Consider the following 16,607-nt stretch of genomic DNA (forward strand, 5'->3'; position numbering starts at 1 on the left):
TTTATTATTTAAATCGAGAGAGTAACTTTTTCTGCAAAAATGGATTACAGAGCAAAATCGCAAATAAAATAATAAAAATGCCGATAATACTGAATAGATCTGGTAATTCATGCCAAAAAACAAATCCCCAAATTCCTGCAAAAATAATAGCAATATAGTTCATTGGGCCAATTTGTCCTGCTGGTGCTAAGCTGTAAGCATAAGACATAAATAGTTGGCTAATGTTTGCTAAAAGTCCTGCGGCAATGAGTAGTGCTAGTTCATACCAAGTGAAAATACGCCAATGCCAGAACATGGGAATAGAGGAAATTAAACTACCAAAAACACAGAAGTAAAAAACAATACGTTCAGGCGGCTCTGTACTGGTTAAAGCTCTTACGGTGACAAAGGCCATTGCTGATAAAAAGCATGCACCCAAGCCAATAAAAGATAATGCGTTAAATAGACCTTGATCGGGTTTAGCGACAAATAAAACCCCAATGAGCCCAATCACAGCGGCAAAAATCATCGATTTGGTAATTTTTTCTTTTAAGAAAAACCATGCAATCAGTGGAATAAAGATAGGAGATGAATAACTAAAAACCATGGCATTTGAGAGTTTTAAGTTCGCAATGGCATAGAAAAAACCATACATTGCAGCAAGTCCTACTAGACTTCGCCACGTGTGCATCCAGAGTTTATCGGTTTTAATAAAGTCTAAACCCTGTTTAAACAACATTGGAATAAAAATAAATAAACCTACTGCATTTCTAAAAAATACGACGGTCGCGTTGTCTACCGTTTGTGAAGCAAAACGAATGCACACACCCATAATGGAAAATAATAATGCCGACGTCATAAGACAAAGCAGTGCTTTTCCAAGTTGTGTAGAGGGGAGGTTTGAAGCAGTCTGATTTTGCATAGAGAAATACAGTTCTTAATTTTCGATGTTATTTTAGCAGCGCTGTTAAGTTTTAGTGAAATGTGTCGTAATTAATAGGGGAAATAAGAAAGATGAAGTGATATAACCTCATCTTCTAAACCTTATTAGGTCACTGGTGCAGGGTTAAATACAGCGAGTGAGTTATGAATACCCCAACGGTCCGACCACGTTTGCTGCTCACCACTAGCCACGCGTAAAATCATTTCAAAAAGCTCCCAGCCCACTTCTTCAATAGTTTTCTTTCCAATCGCAATATCGCCGGCACTGATATCAATCAGGTCATACCAACGGTTTGCAATATTGTTTCGGCTTGCCATTTTAATGACAGGTACGGCTGCCAGCCCGTAGGGTGTACCGCGACCTGTGGTAAAGACTTGAACGGTAATACCAGATGCCATTTGCTGCGTACCACAGATAAAGTCACTTGATGGTGTTGCCGCAAAAATTAAACCCTTTTTAGTTGGTCTTTGGCCCGGTGCGAGAACTTCTACAATCGGTGAGCGGCCCGATTTGGCGATCGATCCCATCGCTTTTTCTACAATGTTATTCAGTCCACCTTTTTTATTGCCGGGTGTGGTATTGGCACTTCGGTCCACTTGGCCTGCTGCTAAGTAGTCATCGTACCATTTCATTTCCCGAATTAGATCTTTGGCAACTTGTTCATTTGCTGCACGTGGAGTAAGTAGGTGAATACCATCGCGGACTTCTGTAACTTCCGAAAACATGACGGTGCCGCCACATTGCACAATCAGGTCAGCTGCAAAACCAACGGCAGGGTTAGAGGTAACTCCGGAAAATGCATCACTCCCCCCACATTGCATGCCTACAACTAATTCAGAGGCTGGAACTTCTTCTCGAGTACGTTGATTAAGCTTTTCAAGGTGTTGTTCTGCCACGGTTAAAATATGGTTCACCATACTTTCAAAACCGTTGTGGCGCTCATCTTGCAATTGAATAATATCTTCGTTTGCTAGGGGAATATATTTGTTTTCTTTAGGAATATTTAAAAGTCGTTCGGGTTGCATTTTTTCGCAGCCCAGACTTACCACCATAATTTCTCCACCAAAATTAGGGTTGAGTGCAAGGTTATGTATGGTACGAATAGGAACAATTGCAGCGGGTGCATCAATTGCTACACCACAACCATATAAATGGTTTAATCCAACTACACCATCTACATTTGGATATTTTGGAAGTAAATCACGTTCAATAATTTTAACGACATAATCGACAATACCCTCTACACAGTTAACACTGGTCGTAATACCTAAAATATTTTTTGTGCCGACGCTGCCATCCTTATTTTTATAACCTTTAAATGTATATCCGGTCAGTGGAGGAAGCTTGGGGTCGGGGCGAGTTGCTAACTCAAGAGTATCTAGCTCAGGTGCCTCTGGCATTTGGGTAACGGCTTCATTTACCCAAGAACCTACGGGTAAATCTTTGTTGGCATAGCCAATGATTTCGCCATAACGAACAATTGCTTCACCTTGCTTTAACGGCTCCAATAAAACCTTATGTCCTTGTGGTACTTCATCAACCAAGGTGAGTTGGTATTCTTCAATATATGTAGAGGATGGTAAGCCACCGTCATTGACTACAATGGCTACATTATCGAGAGGACTGATTCTTATTAGGAGAGGCTTCAGCATGATCGTTCCTTGTATACATTTGAAGAGAGGTCATAACGCTTAAGTTAGTTAAGCGTTATGGTGTAAAGGTTTAAGAGGTAGGTTTTAACTCGAAGCGCTGAATCTTGCCGACAATAACGGTATAGCAAATGACAGCTGCGATGGCATGTACACCGACATAAGTTAATGCAAGGTTGAAAGAACCAGTACTTGCCAAGATATAGCCGATCACAATTGGGGTCACGATTCCTGCCGTATTACCAAATGCATTCATCATTCCACCTGATAAACCAACCATTTCTTTTGGTGCAACGTCAGACATCACAGCCCAACCTAAAGAGCCAATTCCTTTACCGAAGAATGATAAGGACATAAAGAATACGATTGCTGCTTGAGAGTCGACGTAATTACACATAATGATTGAGGTTGAGACCAAGAAGCCGACTACGATAGGGAGCTTTCTCGAAAAGCTTAAGCTGTAATTCATTCGAATTAACTTATCTGAAATTAAGCCACCTAAAATTCCGCCTACAAAGCCACAGAGTGCTGGTGCAACCGCTGCAAAACCCGCTTCTAAAATGCTGAGATGTCTTTCTTTGACAAGGTAAACAGGGAACCAAGTCAAGAAAAAATAGGTCAGTGTATTTACACAATATTGACCAATAAAAATACCGAGCATCATACGTGAAGCAAGCAGTTGTTTAACTTTACTCCAAGTAATTTTCTCTTTTTTAGCGTTTTGGCTGTTTTCGCCCATATCGAGTAAAGCACCTTCTGAAGCAATGTATTTTACTTCTTCAGGATTTACTGTTGGATGATTGGTCGGGCTATAAATGACCTTGAGCCAGATAAAGGAAAGAATGATTCCTAAACCACCCATGACCCAGAAAATAGACTGCCAGTGGACGGTTGCAACAAGCCAGCCCATGAGGGGAGCGAAAAGTACGGTCGAGAAATAAGAGGATGAGTTAAAAATGGCAGCGGCAGTTCCACGTTCTTTGGTTGGAAACCATGCAGCAGCAATTTTACTGTTACCCGGAAAAGCAGGTGACTCAGACAAACCGACTAAAAATCTGAGTATAAAGAGTGAAGTAATGATGGTCGCAGTATCACCTAAAATGTCGGTAAAACCGATTAAAACAGTGAACAAAGACCATAAAAACAGGCTCCAGAAATATACACGGCGAGCACCAAACTTATCGAGTAGCCAGCCACCTGGAATTTGACCAATCACATAGGCCCATGCAAAGGCCGAGAAAATATATCCCATAGTGACTGAGTCAATTCCCAGTTCATGAGACATTGGCGTTGCTGCCATTGAGAGAGTTGCACGATCACCGTAATTAAAAGCCGTGACCAAAAAAATCATCGCAAGAATGTAATAGCGAGTTTTTGTATGCTTGGCTCTTTGCTGAGTCACTACAGCAATATTTGTTTGCAGATTATCCATATACAAACTCTTTTTAATAATCGACCTATTTGCATATCCGTGAAATAGGTGACGTCATGTCAAATTCATCGATAGAATAGATGAGAAAACGGAATGTTGTATCTACTCTATAGTCCTAATTCTAAAACCGCGCCTTTAGATGTATGACATCATATGATTAAAAATATTATTTTGGCAAGTAGGCTCGAAAAATAATTTTTGTGCGAGTTTATATTGACAAGTTGTCTGATGTCTTATAAGTTTTGGTGATGAAAAAATAGTATCAGTATGCCAAGGAGTATTTTAATGGCGACCTCTACACCTATTGTTAAATCCATTCGAGCAATCCCTGTTGCCGGACATGACAGTATGCTGCTCAATTTGAGTGGTGCGCATGGACCTTATTTCACTCGTAATATACTCATTATTGAAGATAATTCTGGAAATATTGGTGTAGGTGAAATTCCGGGCGGAGAAAAAATTTTAGCGACACTAAATGATGCTAAAGCCTTGGTAGAAGGACAACCGATTGGCGAATATAAAAATTTGCTCAAAAAAATTCAGCAAAATTTTGCCGATCGTGACAGTGGTGGCAGAGGCAATCAAACCTTTGATTTACGTACCACAATTCATGTTGTAACGGCTTATGAGTCAGCATTACTTGATTTGCTTGGTAAGCATTTAAATGTGAATGTCGCAAGTTTACTTGGTGAAGGGCAACAACGTAGTGAAGTTGAAGTATTAGGGTATTTATTCTTTATTGGTGACCGCAAACAGACTTCATTAGACTATGCGACTACACCTCAACATAACCATGATTGGTATAAAGTCCGTCATGAAAAAGCGTTAACACCTGAGGCTGTGCAGCGTTTAGCAGAAGCATCTTATGACCGTTATGGTTTTAAAGACTTTAAATTAAAAGGTGGTGTATTACAGGGCGAACAAGAAGCCGAAGCTGTTACAGCTATCGCGCGCCGTTTCCCGGATGCACGTGTGACGCTTGATCCAAATGGTGCGTGGTTTTTAGATGAAGCAATTGCTTTAGGTAAACATTTAAAAGGTGTGCTGGCCTATGCGGAAGACCCGTGTGGTGCAGAGCAAGGTTATTCAAGCCGTGAAATTATGGCTGAGTTTAAGCGAGCGACGGGGTTACCGACCGCCACGAATATGGTTGCGACCGACTGGCGGGAAATGTCGCATAGTATTCAATTGCAAGCTGTTGATATTCCATTAGCTGACCCGCATTTCTGGACATTGGAAGGTTCGGTGCGTGTTTCTCAGTTATGTAAAATGTATAACTTAACGTGGGGATCGCATTCAAATAATCACTTTGATATTTCCCTTGCCATGTTTACCCATGTTGCAGCGGCTGCCGTGGGTAATGTGACTGCAATTGATACGCACTGGATTTGGCAAGAAGGTACAGATCAACTGACTAAAGCACCGCTTGAAATTAAAGACGGTAAAATTCAGGTACCAACAGCACCGGGACTTGGCGTCGAACTTGATTGGGACCGAATTAATCAAGCCCATGAACTTTATAAGTTAAAAGGTTTAGGAGCTCGTAATGATGCGGATGCGATGCAATTTCTGATTCCTAATTGGACTTTTAATAATAAAAAGCCATGTTTGGTTCGTTAATCTGACTCGATTCGTATTTAAATATTGAATTGATAGCTGTCCTTTGGGGCAGCTTTTTTATTGCTATAAAAAAATTAATTTTAAAAAGAAAAAAGATATTGAAAGAAATTAGATTGATGATGTAAGATGTCTGACAACATAAATACGTATGGAAACTTGCAAATGGATGCTCTTGAGTTAAAAAACATTATTTCTGATGGTTTACTGTCTTTCCCGGTAACAGATTTCGATCAAAACGGAGATTTTAATAAGTCTTCTTATGCAAAACGTCTTGAGTGGTTAGCTCCATACGGCGCAAGTGCTTTATTTGCTGCAGGTGGTACAGGTGAGTTTTTCTCATTAACTGGCAATGAATATTCTGAAGTAATTAAAACTGCGGTAGATACATGCAAAGGTAGTGTACCGATTATTGCTGGGGCAGGTGGTCCGACACGTCAGGCGATTGAACAGGCAAAAGAAGCAGAGCGCTTAGGAGCACACGGTATTTTGTTAATGCCGCATTACTTAACTGAAGCAAGCCAAGAAGGTTTAATTGAACATGTTAAGCAAGTATGTAATTCAGTAGACTTTGGCGTAATTTTTTATAACCGTAGCGTATCAAGATTAAATCTCGATTCAATCCAAAAGTTAGCCGAGATGTGCCCGAACTTAATCGGTTTTAAAGACAGCTCTGGCCAAATTGATATGATGACGGCAGTGACTCAAACTATTGGAGACCGTTTGTCATATTTAGGTGGCTTGCCGACAGCAGAAGTTTTTGCAGCGCCATATAAAGCCTTAGGTTGCCCAGTTTACTCGTCAGCTGTATTTAACTTTATTCCAAAGACTGCTATGGAGTTTTATAACGCGCTTCGCAGTGATGACTTTGAAACAACCAATCGTTTGATTAAAGATTTCTTCTTGCCACTGATTAAAATTCGCGACCGTAAATCAGGTTATGCGGTAAGCATGATTAAAGCAGGTGCCAAAATTGTTGGGCATGATGCAGGCCCTGTGCGTCCACCATTAAGTGATTTAACTCAAGCAGACTATGAAGATTTGGCTGCTCTCATTGCGACACTTGGTCCGCAATAATTCTAACTATTTAGGTATTGGAGCTTTAAAATGAGTAAAAATAACGGTCGGCAGTTTATTAATGGTCAACGCGTTGCTGTAAATGCACCAGCTCTAGAAAGTATAGCTGCAAAAGACTATCAACCAACAGGTTATGTATTTAGTCAGGCAACACTTGAAGAAGTAGATCAGGCTGCTCAAGCTGCACATAACGCTTTTTTAGTTTATAGCCAAACGACTCAAGAACAACGTGCCTCTTTTCTTGAAGAAATTGCTCGCCAAATTGAAGCATTAGGTGCCAACCTGCAAGAGGTCGCTTCACTTGAAACAGGTTTGCCACTTGCTCGTCTTCAAGGGGAGACAGGCCGTGTTACTGGACAGCTTCGACTATTTGCTGAACTTTTACGCCGCGGCGATTTTTATGGTGCCCGTATTGATGTGGCATTGCCAGAACGTAAGCCTTTGCCGCGTGTCGATTTGCGTCAATATAAAGTTGGGGTAGGACCAGTTGCCGTATTTGGCGCGAGTAATTTCCCACTCGCATTTTCAACTGCAGGCGGTGATACCGTAGCTGCTTTAGCAGCAGGATGTCCGGTTGTCTTTAAAGCACACTCTGGCCATATGGCGACTGCTGAGCTTGTTGCAGAAGCCATTGAAAAAGCAATTGAAGTTTGCGGTATGCCTAAAGGCACATTCAATATGATTTTTGGTGGCCGTATTGGTGCAAACTTGGTAGAACATCCACTGATTCAGGCAGCCGGTTTTACAGGTTCACTTGAAGGAGGAATGGCGCTTTATAACCTTGCGCAGAGCCGTCCTCAGCCGATTCCATTTTTTGCTGAAATGTCGAGTGTGAACCCTGTGGTGGTTTTACCTGAAGCACTTCATTCACGTGGTGAACAGATTGCACAAGATACGGTTGCTTCTTTTAATATGGGATGTGGCCAGTTCTGTACAAAACCGGGTCTAATTTTAGGTATAAAAGGCCCCGAGTTTGATCGCTTTATTACAGCTTTAGCTGAAAATACGCAGAAAGCTGTGCCTCAGGTTATGTTGAATGAAGGTACTTTAAAAAGCTATCGAACTGGTATTGATGCATTAATAAATGAAGCTGGTTTTGAGATCATTGCATCGGGTCAGGAACCTGAGCTAGTTTCTCAAGCAAAAGCACATCTATTTAAAGCGGACCAATCTGTTTTATTGTCAGGTAACCCAAAACTACAACATGAAGTTTTCGGGCCAATGTCGATTGTGATTGCGGTCGAAGATGAAGCCACTCTGTTGAAGGGTATTGAAGCTTTAGGTGGACAGCTTACAGCAACCATTATTGGTGATGAAAATGAATTGTCTAAGGCAGGCGAGCTTCTTGATTTGTTAACCCGTAAAGCTGGCCGTGTATTGTTTAACGGTTTCCCGACAGGGGTAGAGGTATCGGATGCTATGGTACATGGTGGCCCTTTCCCTGCAACCAGTGATGCCCGTGGCACTTCGGTAGGTACGGGAGCGATTGAGCGTTTCTTACGTCCGGTATGTTTCCAAAATACGCCACAAGTATTATTGCCCGATGCATTAAAAGACAGTAATCCGCTACAGATTACTCGTCTGGTCAATGGGCGGTTAAGTCAGGCCCAAATTTAAAAATGGTGCAGCTCAATCAAGAGTATTGAGCTGCATTTTTTTAACTTATTCAAAGAATTGTTAAATATTTAAATAAGCACAAATTGCTTACTTTTTAAATATGAGTGGTGGTTTAATAAGTGAGAGAAAATATTTTATTTTTAATAACTTAGGGGTCTAAAAACCGAATATGACTATCGGCTAAGTTTATAGTAAAATGAATTTTATAATTTTTTTCAACATTTCATGAGTTCTTCAGATTATGTCTAGCGCAATTAAACCTAGATCAACAAAAAAACTAAGCCAGATTATTGTAGAACAACTGATCGAAAAAATTCAGTCTGGAGAATTTAAAGTTGGAGAAAAAATCCCGACCGAACTTGAATTAATTGAAACTTTTGAAGTAAGCCGTTCTGTCATTCGCGAAGCAATTACTGAGTTGCGTTCATTAGGATTTGTCGAGACTCGTCACGGAATTGGTACTTTTGTCAAAGAGCAGACAGTTGAGCAAAATTTTCTGTTGTCTAATGCCAGTTTAGAAACCATTAATGACATTATTTCCTTGCTTGAGCTTCGGATTAGCCTTGAGTCTGAAGCTGTCTTTTTAGCATCTGAGCGCCGTAAGCAAATCCACATCGATAAAATGAAAGCTGCGCTTGAAGACTTTGAACGACATATTTCTTCAGATGCAAATGATGGTACGGTAAAAGCTGACTATGATTTCCATATTGCCATTGCTGAAGCTTCTGAAAACCAATATTTCGTTGATTTTTTGAAGTATCTGGGTGAAAAAATTATTCCACGTGCACGTGTTAAATCTATTGAGCAAAGTCCTGAAAATCGCGAAGAATATTTAAAAGCGGTTCACCATGATCATGTCAATATTTATAACGCAATTGTCGATCAGGACGGATTATTGGCCCGACAAATGATGCGAGCTCATTTGTCTAAGAGTATTAAAAAGTTTAAGCAGTAAAGCTTGAGCTAAGATCAAGATAAAAAAGAGAGCCTGTTTAGCTCTCTTTTAATTTTTTGGGTGTTATTTACAGCTAAAGTTTTCGGCTTTTTCGCTATCGCCTTGACCATTGTAACGGGCAATCAGCGGGTAAGGGCAAAGTGGACGGGTGCGGTCAGGCGCCCAGTCTTGAGGAAGTTCAGTATTCACTTGACCACTCGGGTTACCTGCACCGCGTGCAGTTGCAATGATTTTGTCAGGTGCTTGCCCATATTCCACCCAATTAACTAAAGCAGTCAATGCGTCAAATTGGTCGGTCGCAATGCCATCACGGGTATGGTTCATACCCGGAACTCTGAAGAAACGCGCAAATTCAGGCGCTGTACCTTTCGCATCATTTTTATAGTGTTGTAGGAGTTGATCGTACCAATTTTGGGTGTCATCTACAGAGAAAACGCCATCTGCTGTGCCTTGTACTACAATCATTTTTCCACCGTGATTACGGAGTTTATCTAGATTGAGTTCATCGGGTGGCATCATGAAAGACATCGAACTTTCGGTATAGACATCATTGGTTGCTGATAGTTTTGGATAGTCGGTATCGAAGTTAAAATTAAAGGCAAATTGTCTAGAGTTTTGAGTCACAGTTGGGTCTGGTGGAACCTGAAAAAGAATGCCGACTGCAACGGGGTCACGCGCTGTTCCCACCGAAGATTCAAATTTCCAGCTTGCCCAGTTACTACCGACTAAACCCGGGTCGAAAGGTTGGGTTGCATAGAGTGCTTGTCCAGCCGAATTTACAGGACCACGGTAAATGTTGGCTAATACATCAATTTGTTCGGTACTTAAACAAGTACCATCTCTTGTGCTTGAGCAAACGGGTACATGCTTATGAATATCAAAAGCTGTACGGCAAGCTTCGACATCTTGAACCAGTCCATCTGCAACACCGTCTAAAGCATCGCATCGATCTAAAATCGCTTTTGCTAATACTTTACGCTCTGAAAGAGTAAGTGCGGTACTTAGGTCATTTTCATCTGTTGCGACACGACGGAGCTGCTGTGCTGTATAGAGTTGAGCCGCAGCTGCACGAGGTAAGTGAAAACCTGGTGTACTTGCTAAAATTCCATCATATTGGTCGCCCAAACGAGTTGCAGCAATCATGGCATGACGCCCACCGTTAGATGTACCGCCTGCATAGGAGCGGTCTGGCAATTTACCATATGCGGCTTTAATTAGGTTTTTTGCCATAGGCGTGAGTTTGGTAATTGCACCATAACCGTAGTCAATTCTGGCTTGAGGGTCTAAACCAAACATTGGATTTTGTGAAGCATTATGTCCTGCGTCGGAAGAAATGACCGCAAAACCATCATGTAGGGCATTGGTGAGTGGACCGCCGCTGCCGACCTGACCCGTTGCAGGCACTAAGTTGCCATCGGTTCCGCCATTACCTTGATAGAGGAAACGGCCGTTCCAATCAACAGGTAAACGCATTTCAAAACCAATTTGATAAGTTTGACCATCGACGGGGCTTACCCGTTGATCCATATAACCCTTGACCAAACAATGTGCACCAATCGGTTTATTGGCGACCGTCAATGTGCCTGCTTCTTGAAGGGTAGCTGAGCTAATAACGGTATTGTTGTACTGAAATCCGAGTAAGTCTGAACAGCTTCCTGTCATTTTTACGCCAACAGCAGGAGACAACTGCGGTGGTTTGGTTGTTGAGGGAACCGTTGTGTCATCATTATCACTTCCACAGCCTGCCAAAGCACCAAGCATGGCAAGCACTAAAGCGGAATGCATCAAAATTCGTTTATTGTTGGTGTAATTCATTTATTCATATCCTTATTGAATGAATGTTTGCAATTAATCTAAAACCAAAAAATTAGCTGTGCTTCGTGCAATCATTTTGTTGTTTTGCCAAGCTTCACTTTCGAGATTTAGTACAGTTTTGCCTTGTTTTATGAATCGGCATTTTGTAATGACTTCGCCCACAGCACAGGGCCTTAAAAAATCCATTGTTAAGTTGATGGTGGTGGCTGGTTTACGGTCATTGGCGAGATATGCAAAAAGCCCCATCACATCGTCAAGCATGGCGCAGATCATGCCGCCTTCAACGGTGCCGCGTGGATTGGTAAAGCTTTCTAGCGCCGTGTAGTGGATGGTGAGTTCAGTGTTTTGGTCATTCCAATGGATATTATGTCCACCCAAATGCTGATGGATGGGCGGTAAGTGTTCTAAAGTTTTTTGATCCATAGTGAAGGGTCCATCCTTTTTGTAAGTGTTATAAAAATTATTATTTCAGGGTATAGGCATCATAAATAACCGCTTTGCCCAAGCGCATTGCACTGCCTACAGCAACGGTCTGATTGAGCCATGAATATTTTGGTGAACTGGTTTCAAACTGCATGGTAATTTTGAAATAGTAGTTTTTCGGGTCCACATCTTTGCCTTGGGCAAGCTGTTTTAGCGTCTCTGCCGAGCCATGGCGGTAACCTTTTGTTTGAAGGTAAATAAGCGCACCGTCATCGGTTTCTAACAAATATCGCGTATCAATAATGGCTAGTCCTTTACTGTCAACGATTTGCCAATCTGCACCATTATTTAAAATGCGGCCCTTAAGGGATTTGCCTTCAAATGTCCCACCTGTAATGGGAATAATTCGGCGTTTACCTGCATCACTGGTCGTGCCTAATTCCCAAACAGGTGCATTTAGATCAACACTAAATTTTGCTAAAGGCTCAAGCTGAATGGGTGGCGGGTTATATTGCGTTTCGGCATGAGACAGGGCAATGAGACAAATTCCGCAGAGTAGTGTTACAACTTTCTTCATGATGAATTTCCCGAAATAAAAAGAGGTTCTATGTGTGACAGAACCTCTGGTTTTAATTATTTAAATTTCCATGTGTAGTCGATGTTGATACGGGTTTCGTTTACAGGTTTGATGTTGGCTGTAGAGAGCATGTTGTTGTCATAAATGGCGTAGCGCGCGCGTAGCCCTAGATTTTTTAACCAGCCACTTTGAACGGTGTAGCCTAAATCAAAGTCTGTTTCGCGTTCTTTTAGATTGGTTCCACCTAAGTTGGGTGCATAAATATTGTGACCTGTGGTGTAACGAGTCATAAACCGTAAACCCGGAACATAATCTTTAAAGTCATATTCATAACGGAAGCTATAGGCTTTTTCTTTTGGGTTTAAAAACTCGCCCGGCCATGTATCAATGAGTAGACCAGTTTCACCTCCGGTCAAATACGGAAAAGCGGTGTCGCCGTGATGTTGGAAGGTGCCAAAAATAAATTTATGGTTTTGATGTTTAAGTTCGAAATGCGCATGATAAAGGTCATTATCGACTAAGCCTGCTTTCGCCTGTCCGTCATCTCGGCTGCGGTAGTAACGTAATTGCGAACTAAAGTTGGTGGTGTCATTAATTTTGTGTTGGTGTAATGCACCGACCATGGTTTGGTTATAAAGATCGTCAACGTCCATGTAAAAAGCGGTGAGCTTGAGTGCAGGATTAAACTGATAGTTTCCACCTAAATAATAAAGTCCATCAGTTTCAGCAGTTTTAAATCGTCCATTCACGCCTGAAATTTTAATTTTTTCATAGTTGGTCGAATCCCGATGATTCACTTTATCGAGGTAGGCTGCCTGTAAATCAAAATCTTTAATATCTTTACTGGTCAGTGAAATTCCTCGATAAGTTTGAGGAAGCAAACGAGCAGGTGAAGCCACTAAAACAGGATTCATTGGCATTAGGGTACCAATGCGTAGTTCAGTCTGACTCATTTTGGCTTTTGCTGTGACCCCAATTTCGCCATAAGAGTCGGCAGGCTCATTGGTGCGCGTGTCTCTAGGTAAGTTTCCTGTACCTCCGTGCTCGGCATCGGCATCGAGTTTAAAGCCTGCCGTTGCAAGCACATCCAGCCCAAAACCGACAGTCCCTTCGGTATAACCTGAATTGGCTTTAAGAATAAAACCTTGTGTCCAGTCCTTGGCAGCAGGGTAAGCAGATTGCTCTTGGTAGTCGCGGTCAAAATAGAAATTTCGCGTGGTGAGTTCTACTGAACTATTATCAATAAAACTGCCAGCCCACACTGAACCTGAGAGCATAAGGGTAGAGTACATCCATAATTTCGACATAGCATTTCTTCCTGAAATAACATTTTTTGTTTTCAACAAGGCATAGTTGTTGTGTCTGCCTTGTTTGGTTTTTAAATCGAATTATTTTCCGAGCAGTTCTCGGGCGACGATTTCTTTCATAATTTCATTGGTTCCCCCATAAATTTTTTGTACCCGCGCATCCACAAAAAAGCGTGAAATCGGGTATTCCTGCATGTAACCGTAGCCACCAAAAAGCTGAAGTAATTGGTCAATCACTTCACATTGGACATCGGTAATAAAGCATTTCAGTGCGGCAACTTGAGTCACGCTTAACTGGTGTTGTTGATAAAGCGCCGCACATTGGTCTACAAAAGCTTGGGTGGCTTTGGCTTTGATTTGCGCGTTTGCGAGCACGAAGCGTGTGTTTTGCATGTGGCTTAAAGGTTGCCCGAAAGCTTTACGCTCTAATACATAGTCTTTGGTCAGTTCGATAGCGCCTAAAATTGACCCCAAAGCCATCATGGAAATACTCAAACGTTCGCGAGGTAACTCTTGCATTAAATAAGCAAAGCCTTGTCCTTCTTCCCCCAAACGCTGAGTTACAGGCACACAAACATCATCAAAAAATAGTTCGGCTGTATCTTGGGCATGGAGTCCGATTTTTTGTAAAGAGCGGCCTTTTTTAACACCGTCTAAAGCTGCATCAACTAAAAAAATCGAAATACCTTTTGCTTTGGCTTGAGGATCAGTTTTTGCTACCAGAACGATCAGGTCGGCATGCAAGCCATTTGAGATAAACGTTTTTGAACCATTCACACGATATTGGCCATTTTCTAAAATGGCCTGAGTGCGTATAGCCTGTAAGTCTGAACCCGCATTGGCCTCTGTCATGGCAATTGCAGTGACGACTTCCCCTGTCACCATTTTCGGTAACCAATAGCGTTTTTGCTCTTCGGATCCGATATTTTGCAGGTAAGGAGAAACCAATTCATTTTGCCCACCAATGGCAACAGCTAAAGACGCAAAGCCCGCTTGAGCAGTTTCTTGAACCAGCATGAGGGAGTAATGAACAGGAGCGCCATAGCCGCCATATTCCTCAGGCACATCAACACACAAAAAACCATTTTCCCCAAGACGAAGCCATAGATCACGTGGGATAAGACCATCGTGTTCCCATTGTTCGTAGTAGGGAGCAACCTGTTCTTTTAAGAACCTGCGATAGCTGTCCCGAAATAGTTCAAATTCTGTATCGTGTGGCATGTTGAACCTTTTTTGGCAAAAGTGAGGCTAAGGCCCAAACCGAAATTTGAGCTTCCTTTTTTATTTCAATTGCTTATTGTTTTAAGGTGGGCACCCGAATAATCAGTGGGTTATCAGTCTGCTTTTGATAAAGCTCATCAATTAAAGCGGCACGACGTTTCGTAATACTGCTTTGATTAAGGTTGCCTTTATCGGTCACTTCACCTGCATCAAGTTGAGGTGGCTCGGTCATTAAATAAAGCATTGAGACTGTATTTGAACTGCCAGTCGCATCTTTATTAAAGGTCGTTAAAAATTGGCGGAACCATTGCTGGACTTTAGGATGCTGTAATATCTCTGTTGCAGAATGATCACCAAGCTTAAGACCTGCATATTGAGCACAAGCATCTAGTTTTGGAAAAATCAAAAAGCCAACCGCATTTAGGTTTGAACCTGTAATACAGACATCTTGGATGAGTAAATTGCCTTGAATGAGTACTTTGTTGCGTAATGTGCCGACATTCACAAAAGTACCTGTATTGAGTTTAAAGTCTTCGGCAATTCGTCCGTCGTACATTAGGCCTTTAGTCGGATCATTGATATCGACCAAACGAACGGCATCGCCTGTATGGAAAAAGCCTTCATCATCAAAAATAGTACTTTGCTGGTCCGCCTTTAAGCGCCAATAGCCTTTCATGACGTGTTTGCCACGAACACAGAACTCAAGTTTGTCACCACATGGCACTAGCTTAATTTCGCATCCCGGAGCAGGGTAACCAATAAAACCAGCCATCACGCGTGGACCAGTGGTAAAAGCACAAGAGGGAGCAGTTTCAGTCATGCCCAATCCGCTCATAATACGGATTTTTTCTCCGCAATGTTGCTGAGCAATTTTATCGAGTCTGTTCCAGCCCGCTTCTGAGAGCGCAGCACCTGCAAAGAATAAAATTTTAACTTTGGCAAAAAAGCGGTCTCTTAATTCTTCATCTTTTTCTAATGCTTCGGTGAGTTCTTCCCAACCTTTTGGCACATTTAAATAAACTGTTGGAGAAATTTCTTTGAGATTACGAATGGTTTCGTCAAATTTTCCTGCAACGGGTTTGCCGTCATCAATGTAAATCGTACCGCCATTATAGAGCGCGATGCCGACATTGTGACTACCACCAAACGTGTGGTGCCAAGACAGCCAGTCGAGTAGGACAGGTGGTGTTTCTTCAAACTCAGGGAAAGTCTGTAATAGCATTTGCTGATTAACACACAACATTAAATGTGTGGTCGGTACAGCTTTAGGTAATTTGGTTGAACCTGATGTAAATAGAAATTTAGCAATCTGGTTTTCATCAAGGGTTTGGTAAAACTCTTCAACATTTGAAACTGGTGTATCTAACAGCGATTGAAAAGACGTGCAGATCTGATCACCCACAATCCCTTTATTGGTCACCACTTCAATATCAGGTGTAATACACGCTTGAATGGCTTTAGTAAAGGCTTGTCCATCGCTGGCATAAACCATACCAGGTGTGAGCACTTCAAACACATGTTTAAGTTTGCCAAAGTCTTGAGAAATCAGAGAGTAGGCAGGGGAAATAGCAGAGAAAGGCACACCTGCCAACATGGCACCCATAGAGAGCGTTAAATGTTCGAGATCATTGCCACTTAAAATGACGAGTGGTCTTTCTTGACTTAAATTACGGTCATGCAAAGCCTGAGCAATATGCCATGCGCGTTGTAGAACTTCTGCATAACTCAGTTTGACCCATTCGCCTTGAGCATTGCGTTTTGCTGCAAAAATATGGTCGGGTTGGGTTTGTGCAAAATGAATTAACCGATCTGTCAGTTTTTGTGGATACGGTTTTAATTGCTCTTTTGGGCTGATATAGAGCGTCTGTTCTTTATAGTGATAATGAATATCGTGTTGCCCTAATTTTACGAACCGTTCGCGGTCTTGTGATTGAGTGGCATTCATTTGCATTTCTTTCACTCCATGGAAAGCGCATCACTGCGCTTTATTTTTTG

Annotated in this window: 13 protein-coding genes; 4 read left to right on the forward strand and 9 right to left on the reverse strand. The window is 41.8% G+C overall.

The genetic code is table 11. The annotated features are described in order from the left end of the window. Positions 1–4: 4 nt before the first annotated feature. The 3 genes from KNQ97_RS13155 to KNQ97_RS13165 form a co-directional block, all read right to left on the reverse strand. The gene (locus KNQ97_RS13155; protein ID WP_253612332.1) at positions 5–901 is read right to left on the reverse strand and encodes a DMT family transporter; all 897 of its coding nucleotides are present in this window, start codon (positions 899–901) and stop codon (positions 5–7) included. A gap of 125 nt (positions 902–1,026) precedes the next feature. Continuing rightward, positions 1,027–2,574 (reverse strand): galactarate dehydratase, encoded by a 1,548-nt coding sequence (gene garD / locus KNQ97_RS13160; RefSeq protein ID WP_253612333.1) that lies wholly within the window; start codon positions 2,572–2,574, stop codon positions 1,027–1,029. A gap of 70 nt (positions 2,575–2,644) precedes the next feature. Beyond that, positions 2,645–4,003 carry an MFS transporter gene (locus tag KNQ97_RS13165; protein ID WP_047480210.1) on the reverse strand — a complete coding sequence of 453 codons (1,359 nt, stop codon included), beginning with the start codon at positions 4,001–4,003 and terminating at the stop codon, positions 2,645–2,647. 285 nt (positions 4,004–4,288) lie between these two features. On the opposite strand from KNQ97_RS13165, the gene gudD reads away from it, so the two are divergent. The 4 genes from gudD (at position 4,289) to KNQ97_RS13185 (ending at position 9,269) form a co-directional block, all read left to right on the forward strand. Then, positions 4,289–5,623: a glucarate dehydratase gene (gene gudD, locus KNQ97_RS13170; RefSeq protein WP_000235919.1), complete on the forward strand. Its 1,335-nt coding sequence runs from the start codon at positions 4,289–4,291 to the stop codon at positions 5,621–5,623. A gap of 162 nt (positions 5,624–5,785) precedes the next feature. Next, the gene (gene kdgD / locus KNQ97_RS13175) at positions 5,786–6,697 is read left to right on the forward strand and encodes a 5-dehydro-4-deoxyglucarate dehydratase (protein WP_000339249.1); all 912 of its coding nucleotides are present in this window, start codon (positions 5,786–5,788) and stop codon (positions 6,695–6,697) included. Between the two features lie 30 nt (positions 6,698–6,727). Continuing rightward, a complete protein-coding gene (locus KNQ97_RS13180) occupies positions 6,728–8,314 on the forward strand; it encodes an aldehyde dehydrogenase (NADP(+)) (protein WP_253612334.1) in 1,587 nt (528 codons plus the stop codon). 241 nt (positions 8,315–8,555) lie between these two features. After that, positions 8,556–9,269, forward strand: coding sequence for a FadR/GntR family transcriptional regulator (locus KNQ97_RS13185; protein WP_000092890.1), 714 nt, complete (start codon positions 8,556–8,558; stop codon positions 9,267–9,269). A 63-nt stretch (positions 9,270–9,332) separates the two neighbouring features. Here KNQ97_RS13185 and KNQ97_RS13190 read toward each other — a convergent pair whose 3' ends face one another. From KNQ97_RS13190 to KNQ97_RS13215, 6 genes are all read right to left on the reverse strand, one after another. Further along, the gene (locus KNQ97_RS13190; RefSeq protein ID WP_253612335.1) at positions 9,333–11,084 is read right to left on the reverse strand and encodes a tannase/feruloyl esterase family alpha/beta hydrolase; all 1,752 of its coding nucleotides are present in this window, start codon (positions 11,082–11,084) and stop codon (positions 9,333–9,335) included. A 33-nt stretch (positions 11,085–11,117) separates the two neighbouring features. After that, positions 11,118–11,507, reverse strand: a complete 390-nt coding sequence (locus KNQ97_RS13195; protein ID WP_000372418.1) for a PaaI family thioesterase — start codon at positions 11,505–11,507, stop codon at positions 11,118–11,120. Between the two features lie 40 nt (positions 11,508–11,547). Further along, a complete protein-coding gene (locus tag KNQ97_RS13200) occupies positions 11,548–12,084 on the reverse strand; it encodes a DUF3237 domain-containing protein (RefSeq protein WP_000758283.1) in 537 nt (178 codons plus the stop codon). Positions 12,085–12,140: 56 nt separating this feature from the next. Beyond that, complete coding sequence (locus KNQ97_RS13205) at positions 12,141–13,391, reverse strand: OprD family porin (protein WP_253612336.1); 1,251 nt, start codon at positions 13,389–13,391, stop codon at positions 12,141–12,143. A gap of 81 nt (positions 13,392–13,472) precedes the next feature. Next, positions 13,473–14,612 (reverse strand): acyl-CoA dehydrogenase family protein, encoded by a 1,140-nt coding sequence (locus KNQ97_RS13210; protein WP_001119793.1) that lies wholly within the window; start codon positions 14,610–14,612, stop codon positions 13,473–13,475. Between the two features lie 73 nt (positions 14,613–14,685). Continuing rightward, a complete protein-coding gene (locus KNQ97_RS13215) occupies positions 14,686–16,572 on the reverse strand; it encodes a feruloyl-CoA synthase (RefSeq protein ID WP_253612337.1) in 1,887 nt (628 codons plus the stop codon). Between the last annotated feature and the right edge of the window lie 35 nt (positions 16,573–16,607).

This window comes from Acinetobacter sp. UC24323 (genome assembly GCF_024151445.1).
GTDB classification, from domain to species: Bacteria; Pseudomonadota; Gammaproteobacteria; order Pseudomonadales; family Moraxellaceae; genus Acinetobacter; species Acinetobacter baumannii.

Coding starts and splice junctions, on each gene's coding strand:
- KNQ97_RS13200 (WP_000758283.1), bottom strand. CDS start 12,084: ATGAAGAAAGTTGTAACACTACTCTGCGGAATTTGTCTCATTGCCCTG.
- garD (WP_253612333.1), bottom strand. CDS start 2,574: ATGCTGAAGCCTCTCCTAATAAGAATCAGTCCTCTCGATAATGTAGCC.
- KNQ97_RS13205 (WP_253612336.1), bottom strand. CDS start 13,391: ATGTCGAAATTATGGATGTACTCTACCCTTATGCTCTCAGGTTCAGTG.
- KNQ97_RS13195 (WP_000372418.1), bottom strand. CDS start 11,507: ATGGATCAAAAAACTTTAGAACACTTACCGCCCATCCATCAGCATTTG.
- kdgD (WP_000339249.1), top strand. CDS start 5,786: ATGGATGCTCTTGAGTTAAAAAACATTATTTCTGATGGTTTACTGTCT.
- KNQ97_RS13180 (WP_253612334.1), top strand. CDS start 6,728: ATGAGTAAAAATAACGGTCGGCAGTTTATTAATGGTCAACGCGTTGCT.
- KNQ97_RS13190 (WP_253612335.1), bottom strand. CDS start 11,084: ATGAATTACACCAACAATAAACGAATTTTGATGCATTCCGCTTTAGTG.
- KNQ97_RS13185 (WP_000092890.1), top strand. CDS start 8,556: ATGTCTAGCGCAATTAAACCTAGATCAACAAAAAAACTAAGCCAGATT.
- KNQ97_RS13165 (WP_047480210.1), bottom strand. CDS start 4,003: ATGGATAATCTGCAAACAAATATTGCTGTAGTGACTCAGCAAAGAGCC.
- gudD (WP_000235919.1), top strand. CDS start 4,289: ATGGCGACCTCTACACCTATTGTTAAATCCATTCGAGCAATCCCTGTT.
- KNQ97_RS13210 (WP_001119793.1), bottom strand. CDS start 14,612: ATGCCACACGATACAGAATTTGAACTATTTCGGGACAGCTATCGCAGG.
- KNQ97_RS13155 (WP_253612332.1), bottom strand. CDS start 901: ATGCAAAATCAGACTGCTTCAAACCTCCCCTCTACACAACTTGGAAAA.